16 protein-coding genes and 3 pseudogenes are annotated in these 16359 nt (G+C 67.8%); 8 read left to right on the forward strand and 11 right to left on the reverse strand.

The window, feature by feature from the left end; genetic code table 11:
• Positions 1 to 666 precede the first annotated feature (666 nt).
• Positions 667 to 825, forward strand: coding sequence for a hypothetical protein (locus JW613_RS35200; protein ID WP_209215270.1), 159 nt, complete (start codon positions 667 to 669; stop codon positions 823 to 825).
• Positions 826 to 1124: 299 nt separating this feature from the next.
• Here the strand turns inward: JW613_RS35200 and JW613_RS35205 are convergent, their stop codons facing one another.
• The 5 genes from JW613_RS35205 to JW613_RS35215 all read right to left on the reverse strand — a co-directional run bounded on the left by JW613_RS35205 (position 1125) and on the right by JW613_RS35215 (position 3591).
• Positions 1125 to 1262, reverse strand: coding sequence for a hypothetical protein (locus tag JW613_RS35205; RefSeq protein ID WP_209215271.1), 138 nt, complete (start codon positions 1260 to 1262; stop codon positions 1125 to 1127).
• Between the two features lie 372 nt (positions 1263 to 1634).
• Entirely contained in the window at positions 1635 to 1805 is a 171-nt protein-coding gene (locus tag JW613_RS36230) for a hypothetical protein (RefSeq protein ID WP_245226941.1), read from the reverse strand.
• The gene (locus tag JW613_RS35210) at positions 1756 to 2289 is read right to left on the reverse strand and encodes a recombinase family protein (protein ID WP_443742850.1); all 534 of its coding nucleotides are present in this window, start codon (positions 2287 to 2289) and stop codon (positions 1756 to 1758) included. The genes JW613_RS36230 and JW613_RS35210 overlap by 50 nt, the downstream gene beginning before the upstream one ends.
• Positions 2286 to 2465, reverse strand: coding sequence for a zinc finger domain-containing protein (locus JW613_RS37085; RefSeq protein ID WP_443742851.1), 180 nt, complete (start codon positions 2463 to 2465; stop codon positions 2286 to 2288). The genes JW613_RS35210 and JW613_RS37085 overlap by 4 nt, the downstream gene beginning before the upstream one ends.
• A 184-nt stretch (positions 2466 to 2649) precedes the next feature.
• Entirely contained in the window at positions 2650 to 3591 is a 942-nt protein-coding gene (locus JW613_RS35215; RefSeq protein ID WP_209215272.1) for a LysR family transcriptional regulator, read from the reverse strand.
• Between the two features lie 89 nt (positions 3592 to 3680).
• Here JW613_RS35215 and JW613_RS35220 point away from each other — a divergent pair, with 89 nt between their 5' ends.
• The 3 genes from JW613_RS35220 to JW613_RS35230 are packed head-to-tail and all read left to right on the forward strand — an operon-like array spanning position 3681 to position 6333.
• Positions 3681 to 4601 carry a zinc-binding dehydrogenase gene (locus JW613_RS35220; RefSeq protein ID WP_209215273.1) on the forward strand — a complete coding sequence of 307 codons (921 nt, stop codon included), beginning with the start codon at positions 3681 to 3683 and terminating at the stop codon, positions 4599 to 4601.
• Entirely contained in the window at positions 4598 to 5590 is a 993-nt protein-coding gene (locus tag JW613_RS35225) for an alpha/beta hydrolase family protein (protein ID WP_209215274.1), read from the forward strand. The genes JW613_RS35220 and JW613_RS35225 overlap by 4 nt, the downstream gene beginning before the upstream one ends.
• The gene (locus JW613_RS35230; RefSeq protein ID WP_209215275.1) at positions 5587 to 6333 is read left to right on the forward strand and encodes an SDR family NAD(P)-dependent oxidoreductase; all 747 of its coding nucleotides are present in this window, start codon (positions 5587 to 5589) and stop codon (positions 6331 to 6333) included. The genes JW613_RS35225 and JW613_RS35230 overlap by 4 nt, the downstream gene beginning before the upstream one ends.
• 681 nt (positions 6334 to 7014) lie before the next feature.
• Here the strand turns inward: JW613_RS35230 and JW613_RS35235 are convergent.
• Positions 7015 to 7431, reverse strand: coding sequence for a hypothetical protein (locus JW613_RS35235; protein ID WP_209215276.1), 417 nt, complete (start codon positions 7429 to 7431; stop codon positions 7015 to 7017).
• 340 nt (positions 7432 to 7771) lie between these two features.
• Between JW613_RS35235 and JW613_RS35240 the strand changes: the two genes are divergently transcribed.
• Positions 7772 to 8029 (forward strand): hypothetical protein, encoded by a 258-nt coding sequence (locus JW613_RS35240; protein WP_185015871.1) that lies wholly within the window; start codon positions 7772 to 7774, stop codon positions 8027 to 8029.
• A gap of 449 nt (positions 8030 to 8478) precedes the next feature.
• On the opposite strand, the gene JW613_RS35245 is transcribed toward JW613_RS35240, so the two are convergent.
• On the reverse strand, positions 8479 to 8934 hold the full coding sequence (locus JW613_RS35245) for a hypothetical protein (RefSeq protein WP_209215277.1): 456 nt from the start codon (positions 8932 to 8934) through the stop codon (positions 8479 to 8481).
• Positions 8935 to 9264: 330 nt separating this feature from the next.
• Between JW613_RS35245 and JW613_RS35250 the strand changes: the two are divergent.
• Positions 9265 to 10019, forward strand: a pseudogene (locus JW613_RS35250) (GNAT family N-acetyltransferase); the annotation flags it as partial.
• 262 nt (positions 10020 to 10281) lie between these two features.
• Here JW613_RS35250 and JW613_RS35255 read toward each other — a convergent pair.
• A complete protein-coding gene (locus JW613_RS35255) occupies positions 10282 to 11094 on the reverse strand; it encodes a hypothetical protein (protein ID WP_245226945.1) in 813 nt (270 codons plus the stop codon).
• Between the two features lie 150 nt (positions 11095 to 11244).
• Between JW613_RS35255 and JW613_RS35260 the strand changes: the two genes are divergently transcribed.
• Positions 11245 to 11724, forward strand: a complete 480-nt coding sequence (locus JW613_RS35260) for a hypothetical protein (RefSeq protein WP_245226947.1) — start codon at positions 11245 to 11247, stop codon at positions 11722 to 11724.
• A 195-nt stretch (positions 11725 to 11919) separates the two neighbouring features.
• Positions 11920 to 12267 (forward strand): hypothetical protein, encoded by a 348-nt coding sequence (locus tag JW613_RS35265; RefSeq protein WP_209215279.1) that lies wholly within the window; start codon positions 11920 to 11922, stop codon positions 12265 to 12267.
• 1293 nt (positions 12268 to 13560) lie between these two features.
• Here JW613_RS35265 and JW613_RS36235 read toward each other — a convergent pair.
• The 3 genes and pseudogenes from JW613_RS36235 to JW613_RS35275 form a co-directional block, all read right to left on the reverse strand.
• Positions 13561 to 14436: pseudogene (locus JW613_RS36235) on the reverse strand (PAS domain S-box protein); the annotation flags it as partial.
• 111 nt (positions 14437 to 14547) lie between these two features.
• Positions 14548 to 15225: pseudogene (locus JW613_RS36240) on the reverse strand (caspase family protein); the annotation flags it as partial.
• Positions 15222 to 15569, reverse strand: coding sequence for an effector-associated constant component EACC1 (locus JW613_RS35275; protein ID WP_209215281.1), 348 nt, complete (start codon positions 15567 to 15569; stop codon positions 15222 to 15224). The gene JW613_RS35275 and the pseudogene JW613_RS36240, both read right to left, overlap by 4 nt.
• Positions 15570 to 16359 lie beyond the last annotated feature (790 nt).

Here is a 16359-nt window from a genome sequence, read left to right on the forward strand (position 1 = left end):
TCTCACCAACTTCTTCAACCGCATCAACACCACCATCGAGGAGCCCGCCGGCGCCACCTGGTAACCGGCGCTGCCGACAACCTCCCCGCGGTGGCCGACCGCGGTGGCCGACCGCCTCCACCCGCCTGAGCGGAGCCCTGTTGTACGCGGTGGCGCCGCAGGCAGCCGCGCCACCGCTGCGGCGCAGGCTGTGAAACAGCAGGCGGTAGGCTCCTGTGCCTCGGTTCCTCAAGCAAGCCGGCTGGTGATCACGCGGAGCGTCGGCGCACCCGCAAGCTGCCGACCGGTCACTGCAGGGGCTTGGGACGGCAGACACCGATGGACCGCGAAGCAGCGGACCGTATCTTCGAGGCGGCCGGGCGACATCCCGACAGCCCCACCGCCGCCTCCGGTTTCGACGCACGGGCTGAGGCAGCCGCGGGCCGGATTGAGGAAAGCGACAAGGAGTGCTGATCCCGCGCGAAGGAACCACGCGCTGCACAGGCGCTGCCGGGCGGCCGCTACCGCTCGGCATGAACAGCCAGGCGCCTACCGCCACGTGACAGTAGCCGCTCTTGCACACCGCCGCACCGGCTGGTCCTGCACGGGGCCTGCCCGGCGCCCCGGTTGAGTGGACCCGCGCGCGGTATCCGGGGCGGTCCGGGCGCAGGCGCGGCTACAACGTGGGTGTCCGCCAAGACGGCTTCCTGTCTGCATCTGCCGGACCGGGTGGCCACGAAGGCCCGCTGGAGGCTCGCTGTCGGCCAGGCCGAGAAGAACAACGCTGTGCGCGGCCGGGCAGCCGAGTGCCCGAACGCCCGGGTGAGGACCGACATCGCCCAGTAGCAGGGCGGGACGGTGAGCCTCGACGACCTTCCTGGCGGGAGTGGTCAGTGCCCCGGACGGTACGCCGCCCTGGGGCGCGATGTGTCGCTCTACGCCTGTCCCGGCCGGTGTCGGCCCGCTGGATGCATCTTCGGCCGCCACCCGCAGTCGTATGAGTTCGCTGCTGGCCGTGCTGGCCCCGGTCCCGCACCGTGTCCTCGCACCCGGCGGCGGGTAGCCGCCAGGTCCCTGTCCCAGCGTCACGCAGCGCCCGCCTGGGCCTCCTGCGGGGCCGCATCGAGCCACCACGGCCCTGTCTTTCATGTGGCCGGGCAGGAGCCGTCGCGGGTCTTGCAGCTGACAAAGCTGTAGCCGTACTTGCCCGGGTGCGCTGTGACGGTGAGGCACAACGCGGTGTCGGTGCCGTCGGCGGTGATGGCGTAGCCCACCTCCTCCACACAGTCGCTGAAGTAGTCGTGCTCCGGCGGCGGGGAGGCGAGCGAGCAACGCGCCCGGTCTCCCGGGCGCTGTCGTGGGGGTTCTCGCGGTGAGGGCCGTGCTCCGCAATGCGCGACTGCCCGACCTCGCCGTACCGGGGCAGGGCCGGGGCCGAACTGCGCCCTTTTCCGACAGCGCGGCCGTCGCTTTCTTGACGGCCGAGCGCAGTTCGCTCTCCTTCCACTGGGCAGTGCTGGGGTGGTTGCCGGCGTAGAGGAGACCGCGGACAAGCAGCGCCAAGCCGGCGAAAATCACGCAGGCGACGGGGTTGCGGAAGTTGAAGACGGCCCTGGAATCCTGCCTCAGACGCCGGCCGCAACCGAGCCGGGTGATCACGCGCCCGCTGCTGTGACGGCCTGTTCGTCATGTTCCCGCAGCATCCGCATGACGGTGGCGGCCGAAGGGCCCTGCCCCTTCTTCGCACCCGCGGTGGGGACGAGCCGCTCGGCGATGTCACGCAGGCTCAGCTCTCGGTCGCGCAGATGGAAAGCCACGGACAGCATGTCGTCGTCGGTGACGCCCGCGCCGCCGATGGTCCTGCCGCGCTTCCGTGCACCCTCGCGCCCTTCGAGGGTGCGGTCGCGGACATACCTTGCGCTCCATGCCCGACATCGCCGCGAGCACGGTGCACACGATTCCGGACGGGTCGTGTGAGCCCTTCAGCCCCCCGGTGAGGAACTCCCGCCCGACATCGCTCGCCTTCAGCTGTGCGGCGAGCACGGCGAGTTCGATGCCGCGGCCGAGCTGTTTGCGTTCGTGGACGACGAGGGTGACGCGCACACCGGAGGCGCGGATCTCCCCGGCGAGCTGCACAGCGGCCTCCCACTCGGGGCGCCGCGTGGCGCGGGTGGAGATCTTCTCCGAGAAGACCCGGGTGACTCCGGCCTCGCCGAGGGAGTCGAGCTGTGCGTGGAGGGACTGTCGGGCGGTCGAGACGCGGGCGTGGCCGAGGCGGACGTGCCCGACCGGTTCGGCGCCGGCGCTCACCGGCCGGGGGCAGCTGGGTCCACACCGAGCCCGGCTTGCCTGCGTCCGGGGTCGGAACGCTTGAGTGCCTTGGCGAGCTGGGGCACAAGCCGGAAGCGAGCGGTGTGGTACTGGAGGGCCACCTTGCCCTTGCCGGCCCGGCACGGCGAGCCCGCCGGCGCGGCCCAGGTGGACATCGGGCAGTCGCGCGGTTCCACACGCTTGAAGCCGCCGCGCACGCCCAGCGTCACCTGAGGGCGTTTTCAGTAGCCCTTGATCGCAACGACTCACGAAACATGATCACAGCAGGCGGGACGCCGGGCGGGCGGCTGTCCCACGAGCGACCATCCATGAAACGGGCCGGCGCCGTCTGCAACCAGGTCAGTCCGTTCCGGGGCCAGGATCGCTTGCGGGTGGTTCGGGCAGCCAGTCGCGAGCCGGGTCGTACTCCAGCCACCGCCTGCGCCCGGCTGCTTGCGCGCAGGCGGCGGCAAGGCTGGTCAGTCCCGGGTGCACGTTGCCGGTCCGCCACAGCAGTGACCAGGCGTACAGCGGCGTGGGATCGACCAGGGGGACGGAAACCAGTCCGGGGACCTCCGGCAGGGGCACATCCGCAGGTACCAGCGAGAAGCGTCGCGGCTCTTGCGTCATCTCGGCAAGGAAGTGGGCAAGCCCCAGGTTGACGCTCGCCGCCGCGTTCTCGATGCCGAACCGGTCGGCGAACCGGTCGAGGAAGTCGAGCCGGTGCAGCGGGCCGGGCGACCACAGCACGCTGCCACGCAACTGGCCCGGCCGCAGCGCCGGTTCGGCCGCGAGCGGATGGTCCTCGCTCAGGATGGCATCCACCGGCTCGAGGCGGACGAGGCGGTGGGCAAGGCCGACGGGCAGCCGGGGATGGACGCGACCGAAGGCCGCGTCGATGTCGCCGCGCAGCAGTGCCGTGGTCACCGACGGCAGATCACGCCCGTGCCCCAACGTCAGCTCTCCGGCCCGTCCGGCGACCTGGGCCAGCGTCCGCATCGGCGCGTAGAGGTGACCCCAGACGTCTACACGCAACGGATCATCTGTACCGACCGCTGCCGCGACAGCGGCGTCGGCGGCGGCCACGACCTGCCGGGCCGGTAGGAGGAAACGCTGCCCGGCCTCGGTGAGGCGTACGCCGTTGCCGCGCCGGAACACTTCGGTACCGAGCAGGGATTCCAGCCGCGCGATCCTCTTGGACAGCGCCTGCTGGGAGATGGCGAGGGTTGCGGCCGCCCGTCCGAAGTGCAGTTCTTCGGCGGTGCGCACGAAGGCACGCACCTGCGCCACGTCGAGATCCACGGCTCCCACCATAGGCGACAACCAAACGTTGTCGGCTGTGCTCGTTCGTTGTTGGCCCGTGGGGCAGCCGCGGGGGTTGCATCCTGCCCATGCACAGACTGATTCCCACAGGGAAAGCGGCGCGCCCGGTCGCCTTCGCCCAGGTCCCCCAGCCGGTGCCGGAGCCCGGTGAGGCCCTGATCAAGGTCGAGGCGATCGCACTGAACCGGGGCGAGACCTTCCTCCTCGAACGTCCCACGCCAGGGTTGCTGCCCGGCAAGGACATTGCAGGGCTCGTCGTACAGGCGGCGGCCGACGGCTCCGGCCCCGGCATCGGCACCCGCGTGGTCGGGCACCCGGCGCAGGGCGGTTGGGCCGAGTACGCCGCCGTGCCCACGCACTCCCTGGCGGCGCTCCCGGACAGCATCGACAGCGTACGGGCGGCGGCTTTGCCCCTGGCCGGGATCACCGCCCTGCGGCTGCTGCGTACGGCCGGTTCCCTGGCCGGCCGACGGGTGCTCCTGACCGGCGCCTCGGGCGGCGTCGGCCACTACGTCACCGAGCTGGCCGTCGGCGCGGGAGCCGAACTGACCGCGGTGACGGCCACGCCGGTACGCGGTGAACGGCTCGCGGAACTGGGCGCGACGGTGGTGCACGAGGTCGCGGCGGCTCAGGGACCGTTCGATGTCGTGCTGGAGTCCACGGGCGGGCCGGATCTGCCCATCGCCCTGTCGAAGGTCCGCCCGAGCGGCACGCTCGTCTGGTTCGGCCAGGCAAGCCGCACCCCGGCGACCCTCGACTTCTTCCAGCTCCTCGGCGGGCCCGAGCGCGTCACGATCCAGCACTTCCACTACGCGGGCGCCCCGTACGGCTCCGATCTCGCAGCCCTGGTGAGGCTCGTGGAAGAGCACCGGCTGCACCCGCAGATCGGCCGCGTCACCGACTGGGCACAGACCGCAGACGCCCTGGTCGACCTGCGAGAGCGCCGGATACGCGGCAAGGCCGTCCTGCTGACCGGAGGAGCCCGATGAGGGCCGCCGAGTTCGCCGCCGCCCAGTGGACACGCGCCACCGGCACCGGCGTGGACCCTCACGAGTACCGGCGTGTCACCGACGGCCTCGTCCGCGTCGCCGACTGGGGGCCGTCTTTCCTGCGCACTGGACACGACCACCTCCGCCGCGCGCAGGACGCGGCATCACCCCTCTCGGAGGGCGAGTACCTCCTGATGGCGGCCCGGTGGTTCCACCTGGCCACCCTGGCGCCGTACCCGGAGGCACATCGTGCTGCCGCCGAGGCGGACCACGCCTTGAGCCGAGCCCTCACCCTGCTGGAGCCCGATGCGCGGCGGGTGAGCGGCGAGGGATTCACCGGCTGGCTGCGCGGCCCCGCCGACGCGCCGGGGACCGTGGTCCTCGTCCCCGGCCTCGACTCGGCCAAGGAGGAGTTCCTCGACCTGGTGTCCGCGCTGCTGGCCAGGGGGCTTGCGGTGTTCGCGATGGACGGCCCTGGACAGGGCGTGCTCGCGGCCACCACGACCTTCGTCCCGGACTACGAGCGGGTCGTGGGCCGGGTCATCGACGCCCTCGGCGTCGCACGCATCGGGCTCGTCGGCCTGAGCCTGGGCGGCTACTTCGCGGCCCGGGCCGCGGCGCTGGAGCCGCGCGTGGCGGCCCTCGCCACCGTCAGCGGTCCCTTCCGCCTCGACTGGGAGCAACTGCCTGTGCCCGTACGGGACATCATGGCCACGCGCACCGGGGGCGCCGACGCCGCCCACGAGTTCGTACGCCAGGTGGACCTCGCCGCCCTGGCACCGCGCATCACCGCCCCGCTGCTGGTCGTGGACGGCGACCAGGACGCCATCCCCGGCGTGACGAACGGGCAGCCCCTGGCCCGCCTGGCACCGCACGGCAGCTACCTGTCCGTCCCGCACGGCGACCACCTCCTCGGCAACGCGCGGCCCGACTGGCTGCCCCACCTCAGCGACCACCTCGCTCACACCCTGACGGGAACACCGGCATGAACCGCTTCACCGACAAGACCGTCCTCATCACTGGCGGCACCAGCGGCATGGGCCTGGCGACCGCACACCGCCTCGTCGCCGAAGGCGCCCACGTCATTGTCACCGGCCGCACCCGCGCACGGCTCGACGCGGCCGTCGAACAACTCGGCCCCAGCGCCTCGGGCGTCGTGGCCGACGCCGCCGACCTCGAAGCGGTGGACGCCTTGATGGACACCCTCCGGGACCGTCACGGCCGGCTCGACGGCCTCTTCGCGAACGCAGGCACCGGCACGTTCCTGCCGTTCGAGAACATCACCGAGCAGGACTTCGACCACAGCATCGACCTCAACTTCAAGGGGGTGTTCTTCACCGTCCAAAAGGCGCTGCCGCTACTGACGGACGCAGGCTCGATCGTCATCAACGCCTCATGGACCCTCCACCGGGGCAACAGCGTGCTGACCCTCTACTCGGCGACCAAGGCCGCCTCCCACAACCTGGCCCGAACCCTCGCCGCCGCACTCGCCCCCCACAGGATCCGCGTGAACTCCGTCAGCCCCGGCTACATCGACACACCGATGTACCCCGCCGACGCGCTGACCCGAGCGGAAGCACAGGCACTCACCGGCCAGATCGTCGCCGGCCGCTTCGGACGCCCAGAAGAGGTCGCCGCGGCTGTCGCGTTCCTCGCCTCGCCCGACGCGTCGTACATCAACGGCCAGGACCTCATCATCGACGGCGGCCTGCTCGGCGCCGCCCCCGCCTGACGACCGGTCGAACACACAGCCCGACCGCGCCTTCCCCACAAAGGTGCGGTGCCCGGACAGCCACAGCCGGAGGCAGAGCCGCCGCTACGGTGATTGTGGCGCGCGAGGGCAAGAGGCCCAGCGAGCCGACATCCGAGCGCGGAGCGCACCAATGTTCCGGCTGCTGCGCTGCACGAATCCAACCAGCTGGAAGCCTTCACTGTCCTCACCTACCTGCTGCACGGGGCGGGGCAGAAACCACACGCCGCCGCCTTGGGCTTCCAACCACGCACGCGATGCTTCTGACATCCCGGGAGCAATTCGCACTCAGGTGCTGTTTGGGAGACCATGAGATGTCTGTCCACCTTGAGGGTGACGACATCCTCATCGATGCGGAACTGCGTCAGAACCTCTCCGACCCGGGGATGCACAGGTTCACGGGTTGTGTCCATTGCGATGAGCCGTACCAACCAGACCGCCCAATCACGCTTTTTCTACAAATGCAGGGACGCCCACGTCGCTACTGTCCCAACCGACGCCGCCAGGCCGCCTACCGCGCCCGCAGATGCGGACGGTGAGCACCATGACCAACACCCGGCCCGCGGAGTAGCCCGCAGAAACTCCCGCCGTTGCGCTGAAACAACTCCCGCTCCCGCATGCACAGCCAACCACCCGTGCAGCGCACGCTGACGGCCCACTTGCTCACCCGAAGCTGGGCAGTTCGCCGGAGACAGGCCAAGGCGCAGGCATCGCACCCGCATCGGATGCCGGAACCGGCCGGAGTCCTGCGCGGCGTCGCCCCTTGAACTCGACCGCCACCCCGGGGTCGACGCACCGGTGCTGCAGCGGCTCCCGCGTTCCCCAGCCCACGAAGACGGTGACATTGCGCCAGGGGTGATCCGGCGCGGCCGGCCCGAGGACCCCGTCGATCGGCTGCCTCAGCGACGGGGACCAGGGCGTTGCGCGGGCGACCAGGCGCAGTCGCCCGGTCAGGTCCCAGCGTCCCAGCAGCAGCGTGTGCGGCATGGCGATCGGACCCGTCACGGCGCCGACGACCGCGTTGTCGGTGGTGCCGGAGACGGGCGCATCTTTGTGGCCGGGCCGACAGCGTTGTGCCACCCGCCCTGGCAAGACTCCGGCACCGAGTCACGCTCTCCGAGCCCGCCGGGCCACCGCATGGAGCTGCAAGCGGCAACACCACAACTATTACCGGCAGCACGACGCTGCCTCAGGGGGAGTTCGCTGCACGCAGCGGCGGCGCGTGCACAGCGCTCGACCCAGGTGCCGCCCCTGCCAGATGATGGCCTCCCACCAGGTCCCCGGTACGCATATGACATTGAAGCCGCACCGACTACTGGATCCGCCTGAGACGTACAAACCTCCCCCGGCATCGTGAACTGCTGCGCCGGGCCCGCCATCGAACCTGCCGTACGACTCTCCACAAGATGCAGGGAGCAAGATGCGTAAGAAGCTTACGAAGATGGCCCTCGTCATCGCCGGTGTCGCCGCCTTCTCCGGCATGACCGCAGGATCCGCCCTGGCCGACGGTCCGGGCACGCCGGGCGACGGCATTCCGGACGCGACCTACAAGGTCAACGGGCCCAATGGTTGCCACTACTGGGGCAAGCTGCTCACACAGGGCGCGAATCCTCAGTACAAGGGTTACGCCTGCTGGAGCGACGAGAGCGGTCAGTGGCACCTCGACCTGATGAAGTGAGCCGCACCTGACGAAGGGAACCGCCCGGCGGCTGGAGCGTGCGACGCGCTCCAGCCACCTGGATGAACAGCGTCGGGTTGACGTCATCGGTGTTGTTCTGACCCGTGCGCTACACCCTCAGCCGGTGGCAGCGCCGCCGGGAAGCCCCCACCGTGCCCCTCTACCGCCTCGGCGACCTGTGAGTGGGCGCGTCGTTGGCATTGGGTGGGTGTCAGCAGGAGGGGATACTCGGTGTCCTGGTCATGGGGATGGTTGGGGCTGGGTCTGCTGTCATGGGGTGACCAAGTGGCTGCTGTTCTCCGGCCAGTGTGAGGTAGGTCGGCTGTCGTGGAGAACGTACTTGCTGTGGTCTCCCAGGAGGTTGACGGCGACCTCGTCGGCGTCACCCGCCTGGCCACCGACCCCCCGGAGAGCACGCCGTGCTCCTGGGCGCCCCAGTGGCTGAGGTTCTACCTGCCGAAACCCCAATCTTTGTCAGCTTGCCTGTGCTCAGCGACGCCCTTTCCATCTCTCCATACGTCGCAGTCGTCAGCGACGACGTACCAGAAGCTTGCTTTTCCGTCCTTGGGGGGCTGCCACCTTGATTCCACTTCCTTGCACGTTGGCACCCACCACGTGTTCACTCCTGGCTTTTGGTTTCTCAAAGGGATGTAAGTGAAAAACATCGCATCCCGCCCCTTCACCTTGCTATTCAACTCTTTGCCGAGCCGATAGTGGACTTTCCAATTTTTGAGGTCCACCCAGAATTCAACGTGGTGACACTTACGATTGATGATCCTCATTTCCTTGGCCGGGCCTAGAAGAGCTGGATAGTCTCGGCAGCTGAATGTGTATTTCGTCTCTTGCCAGTTCTGGGCATTCGCGGTGCTTCCTTGCGCAAGGTTGCCAACCAGCAGGAGAGCCACCACTACTCCTGCCCTAGTGGAGTACCTGAGGCGACTTTTGTCTTGCTTCGTGTGCGAGCACGCGGCCATTAATGATGCTCCTGTCGGGGAGATACAGACTTTTCGGCATAGATACCTCTCCGAAAAAATCCGAAGCGGCATATTTACCCGTTTCACTCAAGCGGTCGTCCCTTACACTCGTTTCGTCTGAGGATCGTGTGGCCTGTCGCGGGATGCCTCTTGCTCCCGTCCGCCTGTGTACGAGATTCGTCGGAGCAGCGGCCCGTTGCCGGGCACGTAGCCCCACGTCTACTTGATTTCAGCGGCCTTTGGGCCGGCCTTCCGCTCGCGATGGAGCAGAACCTCGCCGAGCACGCCTGCCACCTGCACCGAACCCTTAAGGGCGCGTCCGTCACCGAGACCAGCGACCTGCTGATCGCCGACAGCGGTCTGGACGACGACACCTTCAACATCGTCGCGACGGCCCGCTTCACCCCGGGCAACGCCACGGCCCGCGCCGCGGAGACGGCCCGGACCCTGGCCGCCACCGGCCGCCCCTTCTCCTGGTGGGTGGGCCCCGCCTCCACGCCGGACAATCTCGCCGAGCATCTTCAGTCCGCCGGCCTGGAGGCGTCGGAAACGGAGGTGGGAATGTGGAAGGACCTGCGCGCCCCCCTCCCGACGCGCACGTCGACGGCCTGGAGATCCGCCCGGCCACCACCCTGGAACAGCTCGCCGACTACGCCACGGTCCTCGCCGCGAACTGGAACCCGCCCGCCGCCACGGTGCGTCAGTTCTTCGCCGACACCGCCGATTCGGCCCTCACCGCCGACTGCCCCGCCCGCTACATGGTCGGCTACGTCGACGGCCGTCCCGTTTGCTCGGCCGAGGTCTTCCTGCACGCGGGCGTCGCCGGCATCTACAACATCGCCACACTCGCCACCGACCGCCGCCGCGGCTATGGCGGCGCCATCACCGCGGCCACCCTGCACACCGCCCGGGACGCGGGCTACGAGACCGCGGTGCTGCAGGCATCCGCCGACGGGGAACCCGTCTACCGCCGCCTCGGGTTCACCGCCTGCGGCCACTTCACCGATTACGCCCTCACCCTCCGACCCGTCGCGGCAACCGCTCCGCTCCTCACCAACGCCTGGCAGTCCATCGGCAACGCTTCACGCCCGGGGCATCGCCCCCGATGGGCCTCCGCCTTCGACCTCATGCCTGACCAGCGAAAACCACACATGGGGATCAAAGAGAGAGCGCGCTCGGGGCGCCCGGCCAGGCACGGATCGCGGCGACCGCGGTGACCTGGTGCTCGCGGAGGTGGATCATCCGAGCCGCTCCTCTGCGTTCGGGTCCGGCGAGGTTTTAGTGGGGGGCGGGGGCCGGCCGGGACCTGGTGGCCTTGCGGCGTCGGTGCTCGCGTTGGGCTTGGGCGCGGGCGCATTCGCGGGTGCAGTACTTGATGCCGCTGGTGCGGTTCTGGCCGTACTCGGCACGGCCGCGCTGGCGGACGAAGTCCCGCCCGCAGGTCTCGTTCGCGCAGGTGCGGATGGTGGCGTCCTCGGCGAGGTGGTTGTACAGCTGGAGAAACGCGACGGAGAGGATGGACGGCTGCCGATCGGTGAGACTGCCCAGGCCGACGCTGAAGGCCGCGAGGTTGTAGCGCAAGGCATTCCGGAGCAAGGCCAGTCGCAGGTCGAGGGTGACAGAGCGGAGCTCTTCGAGGGTTTTGGGGTAGCTGCTGTCGTCGTGGTCGTTCTCGGCTGCGATGTCGGCCAGCCGCTGTTCGGTGACTTCTGTCTCGACGAGTTCGTCCAGCCCGCCGGGACGACGGCATGCCAACCACGTGGCGATGGCGGCCTGGGCCTCGCTGATGTGGAGGCGTACGAGGTCGCCGTGCAGGGACCAGGGGCCATAGTGGGGATGTTCACGCCCCTCGAGCTCTTGCAGGCGGCTGTGTTCGTCGTAGTCCCAGCTGCCGGCCTCGATGCTGCCCCCCAGGCTCCCGTACCGGTTCATCCAGTCGGCCACGGTCTCCAGGTCTGCCGGATCCACCTCCATCAGCTCGCGCAGATAGAAGTCGTCCGGCAACGACACCCTTGCGAGGACCCGGTCGAAGCCCTGGACACCCCACACAATCCAGTCACCCACGGCCTGGACCCCGACCATGGGTGTCATCTCCGGCAGGGGAACCGGCGTCCCCGGCCAGAGAGTGGGACGAAAACGTGGGTCTGCGTATGCCGCCATGAGGGGCATCATAGCCACAGACGAGTAGCACGAAGAAGCACTCTTTCGTATCAGCCATGCTAGATCGGGGAAGGGGCACGCGTGGTGACGCAATGGCAGGAACGTAAGCAGGTGGGCGAAGCTCACGAAGCGCGCGTCGCCACTGCACTCTGCGCCCGCGGATGGACGGTCCAGCGCTGCGGTCAGGGCACCTACGCACCATCGATTCAACGGGCCCTGGCACGCACGGCCTCCGCTCTGCGCTACTTCCCCGACCTCATCGCCGCCCGCGACGGCGAACTGATCACCATCGACGCCAAAGACCGCATGCCCAGCACCCACACCGACCGCTACGCCATCAGCAGTGCCACACTGGCCGCCGGCCTGCTCTTCACCGCGACACATGCGCCGACCCCGCTGTATTACGTGTTCGGGGACTTGAAGGTCCTCACCCCGGCCGAGATCCAGCACTACACGACACACACCCGCCGACATCGAAGCGGCGCCTGGGTTATGGTCACCACGCACCAGGCCCACCCCTTCAGTGACGTCTTCGGCGCGATCGCGAACCGCGCAGCCTGACCATGTCCCCGAGGCCCGCCAGCCGCGGCGCCTTCACCGGCCGTCGAGACCTGAGCGTGAAGGGGCAGCGCTTGGACGGGAAGTGGGGCTCGACCCACAGTCTGGCCCTGTACAAGAACACCGTGCCGCCTCCGCGCTCTACAACGAGCTGGTGGCCGCCGAGGTCTGCGAGCCGCTGGGGCTGGCGACTGAGCCGTGCACCGTCACTCCGGGGCGCCGGCCGGTGATGGAGATTGCCGGGGTGCGCCGCACAAGCTGATCCGCAGGACTTCCCGGCGCAGTGACCAGGTCGCCGCCTGCCTGACCGAGCTGGAGCACGAGTACGTGACCGCCGTTGACGACGACGGCGAGCCGCGGTTCCTTCCCGTGGTCTCCGAGCTCGCGCAGCTGCGCGCCTGGTGGAAGGCGAGCGCGATCCTCACCTCCGGGGTCGCCGCCGACGTCTTCACCTCCCTCCTCGAGCACGCCCCCGCCGCGGCCGCCGTGGTCCGGCCCGGGTCGTCGCCCTGGCGGCCGTCTACGTCGCCGCGACGGTGTTCGTGATGAACGAGGGCGGTCGCTTCCACCGCCGGCCTGGACGTCCCTGACGACGATGTTCAGGCATACATCTCCGGTCCCGCCATCGTCATTGACGCCATCGCGTTGTACTGAATCGGCCCTCGGCTGGCCATTCAGGTAGCAGGCGCGGTGCCGTCCGGAGCCCAAGGCCCCGGGCAACAACCGTGTGGGTCGGGGCGATGTGGGGAACGGGGTGTCGCGTGGGTTGGCTCGGCTTGGGGGTGCGATGGAGATTGCGGCGTTGGTGGTGTCATTGGTGGCACTTGGGGTGTCCTGCGCGGTGTCGTGGCGGCAACTGCGGCTCTCGGAGCAGGCCAACGCGCTGCCGGTGGTGGTGGACCTGTTCAGGGAGCATCGCAGCGTGCGTCTGGCGCGGGCACGTACGTTCGTCCACGAGGAACTGCCTGCCTTCGACCCATCTCAGGGGTTAGCCGGCCTGCCTGAGGAAGGGCAGGAGCTGGTGCGCGAGCCTGGGCTGGTACTACGACAACCTCGGCGCTCTCGTCACACACGGTGTGGTGGAGATCGAACCTGTCTCCGGTTACCTAGGCGGATCGGTGATCTCAGTGTGGGAGCACATGGAGCCGTTGGTAGCGGTGGAACGGGCCCGACGTGCACAGAACGCTCTGCCGGACCCCTACCGGTGGCAGGAGTACTTCGAGAATCTCTACCACCTTGTCCGTGAGATGCCTGCCAACCAGGCGCGGGCAGGGACACGACTGTGGCGACTGTCTGGCGTTGAGCGCCCGTGAGGTCGAGACTGCGTGCTGTTGGACGACAGGGTCAAAGCGAGGAGGAGCTGGCCGAGGGTGCGGCTCTGACCACTGAGATCGGCCAGTTCGGCCCCAGTGGCCGAGCCCTCTACCGCCCCCGCCCCCCTTCCCTCGGCGGTCCCCGGCCCCTCTCCTCGGGTGGCTGGCCAGGCGCCACCGGGTCCTCAGTGTCTGTTTCGGTGTTCCTGGCTGCTGCGGAGGTGCTGGCGCTTGAGGCAGAGGAGAGGCTCCGCTAACGATTGCTGCCTTCCCGGAGTGCCTTCCAGCCCTCGTTCGAAAACTTCCGGGTTCCGAGGTCTGCAGGGCCTGACATCTGCGATCGGTCGATCTTCTCCCTTGGCTGCCCCGTCTTCCAGTCGCCCGCTGTCCAGATCGCCTCGGACGGCAACGCCATCAACTAGTTTTGGTCTCCTCTCCCGTGCCTGCCTCGGTGGTGATGCGGGCTAGGAAGGGACGGTGTCCGCTGCCGAAGCACGGCAGAGCATCGCCTCCTACATCAGGAATACAACTCATCGACGTGGGTGAGCAGGTAGCGCGGCCCGTCGGTGGTGTCGGCGACCACGGAGTTGCGCAGCGAGACCCAGACGTAGCTGCCGTCGCGCCGCGCCAGCCGCAGCTTGGCCCGGCCGCCCTCGGCCGAGGTGCGCAGCAGCGTCCCGAAGTCGTCGGGGTGCACCAGGTCGGCGAGGGAGTAGCGGCGCATCGCCGCGGCGGGCCGGCCCAGCAGGCGGCACAGCGCGTCGTTGATGCGCAGCAGCCGTCCGTGATGGTTCCCGCCCATCTCCGCGACGGCCATCCCGCTGGGCGCGTACTCGAACGCCTGCCGGAAGCTCTCCTCGTTGTTCCGCAGTGTCTGTTGCTCGCGTTCCAGCCGCACCATTGCACGCTGCATGTTCGAGCGGAGCCGGGCGTTGCTGATGGCGATGGCGGCCTGGGACGCGTACATCTGCAGCGCCTCGCAGCCCCAGGCGCCGGGACGGCGGCCGTTGCGGGGCCGGTCGACGGACAGGACGCCCTGCAGCTGGTCGTCGGAGGCGTACAGCGGTGCGAAGAGGCGGTCCATGGGATGCCAGACGCCCTTCTCAAAAGAGATGCCGGATTCAGCGGAATACCACTGCGGCACCGAGTTCAGAAGTTGCTCATCTGAGTGGGAGACAAAGACGAGATTTCCCCATGCGCTGCCAGTCGCAAGTATGCGTTCCCATGCCTCCCGGGGTCCGACACGACCCGCAACAGTCTTTTCAGCTGCTTTGGAGCCGGAGATTGCAGCAACTGTCAGGTCGCCATCAGCCATCACAAGGTTGACCGCCGCGACTTGATAGCCCAAGCCCCGAACTGCCTGGTCTGCGACGACTTGGATAGTCTCGCTAAGGCTGCGACCCCGATGTACTTCCTCGATCGCCTCCTGGATTGAATACTCTTCCTCACCAGCGGCGTAGGCAGCGTTCCTGGCGAAGGCCATGCCTCCAACGTGATTCCGACTCAAACACTGAGGCTCAGGATGTCCCTGGCGACGCAAGGACGACTGGACACCACGAAATACAGTGTCCAGATCAAGCAATTCGGGAGCCGCAGCGATACCGTTAGACAGCACGCTTACCAAAGCGCCAGTAAAAGCAGTGTACGCCTCCCCCGGAGGCGCCAGAGCAAAAGCATTCTCCGCTGCAGCGGCCAGCACGTAGGTACCGTCGACTTCCGCCAAATGAGCCATACTTGCACCAGCGGATTGCAGACCCATGGCTCGGGCACTGAAACAACAATCGAGCACGACGATGCAGCGACGAGCCGAACTGGCAGCCAACCCCATACGCATCCAGTCATAAGGGAACGCCGTGGAGTGCACCGCTTGCGGATCGCTGTCAGGCATGGCCAAGTGCAGTCGGCCTTGCAGGTCGAGCACTCCATGACCTGCGTAATAGAGCAACAAAGTATCTGAGGCTGCCCGCGCATGACGGAATATCGCCTCGTCCACCACCCGCATCGAGGAAGGGTTGAGTAGCTCTTCACACCGAGTGGGGCCCAGATTCCATACCTCATTGGAAAAGAGAGAACCCAGCGTGGAGAGATTCTGCCTTACCGCGGGAAGATTTTCGAGCGAGGTGAAAGAATCAACTCCAATAAACAGAGCGCTAGATTGTTCAGAAACGGGAAGTATGCGACCGTTATTCATTCGCTGAGCAGCCGCTCCACCAAACGCTGGGCCTCATCTGAAGATGCATCACTAATAGTCACTTTGATACCATCGGGCCGCTCGACAGTCACAGTCGGCTGCTGAGGCCTGGTGGAACGCCACGTAGCAATAGCAAGCCCCAAAGACGCTGCACTGAAGCTGCTCCCTACTACAAGCGAAATCGCATCAAGTAGGGTCCCCTGCGCTCCATGAATGGGCGGGGTAGAGGAAACCATCTCAATTTGCGCAACGCGGCGTAGAGCACGATCCGTGCGAAACCAGTCGTGCAGCGAGCTGATTTCATCTTCACGGCTGGCGTCATCGACTCGAATAGTCACCTGCATACCTCGACCCCCTCCATATAGCCTGTACCAAGGCCAGCATAGAGACATCTGCGACAAGCCGAGGCCAATCGATGGAACAAGGGCTCTAGGCACCACGTTAGAACAGCTACCGCCCGGGCTATGGGTGGCCGGGGTCCGGCGGCAGCACTGGTGTCAGAGGAGCCTGCGCACCGCTGTCAGCGGGGGCAGTGCGGGGGTGTCGGTGCCGGGTGGGAGGCTGCGGCGTATGAGTGAGCCGAGCCGGCGGGTCTACGGCAGTGACCACGACGACCCGCACCCCTACGCCCGCCCTGGCGGCTGCTACCGGGAGTTGGTGGGCGGTCCACTCGACGGTCTGCTGCCCCGCCCCACCAATTCCCTGAAAATGGGACTGGGAAGACGACACCCTTTGAAATATCGCCGCGTGACAGTACATAACCTGAGTAGAAAACAGAACGCCCGCCCAGCGGTTTCACAGACCCGTAGGGATGATTCCCGGGCACGCAAGGGTGGTGTGCCGTGACTCCAATTCCGCCCCCATCGTGCATACTTGACTCAGCGTCAGGGAGTGCCACCGGAGGCTGCGAGGGAGTGGCCGTGAATCTCCAAAGCCTCCCCATGATGCATACTAGGGGACGACCGGGAACCGCACCCCCTCCCTTCGTAGCTCGCCTGTGCGTGACCCCGGAGGGGGCACGCACCACACCAGCCTCAGGGTGGGTTGCAGACTGGAGACAGGCAAAGCAGCAGGGCACAGGGTCGGTTGGCACCGGCCGGAGGCCGGTGCGGCGGGGCCCTCCGGGTCCTGCTG

This window comes from Streptomyces smyrnaeus, from assembly GCF_017676345.1.
GTDB classification, from domain to species: Bacteria; Actinomycetota; Actinomycetes; order Streptomycetales; family Streptomycetaceae; genus Streptomyces; species Streptomyces smyrnaeus.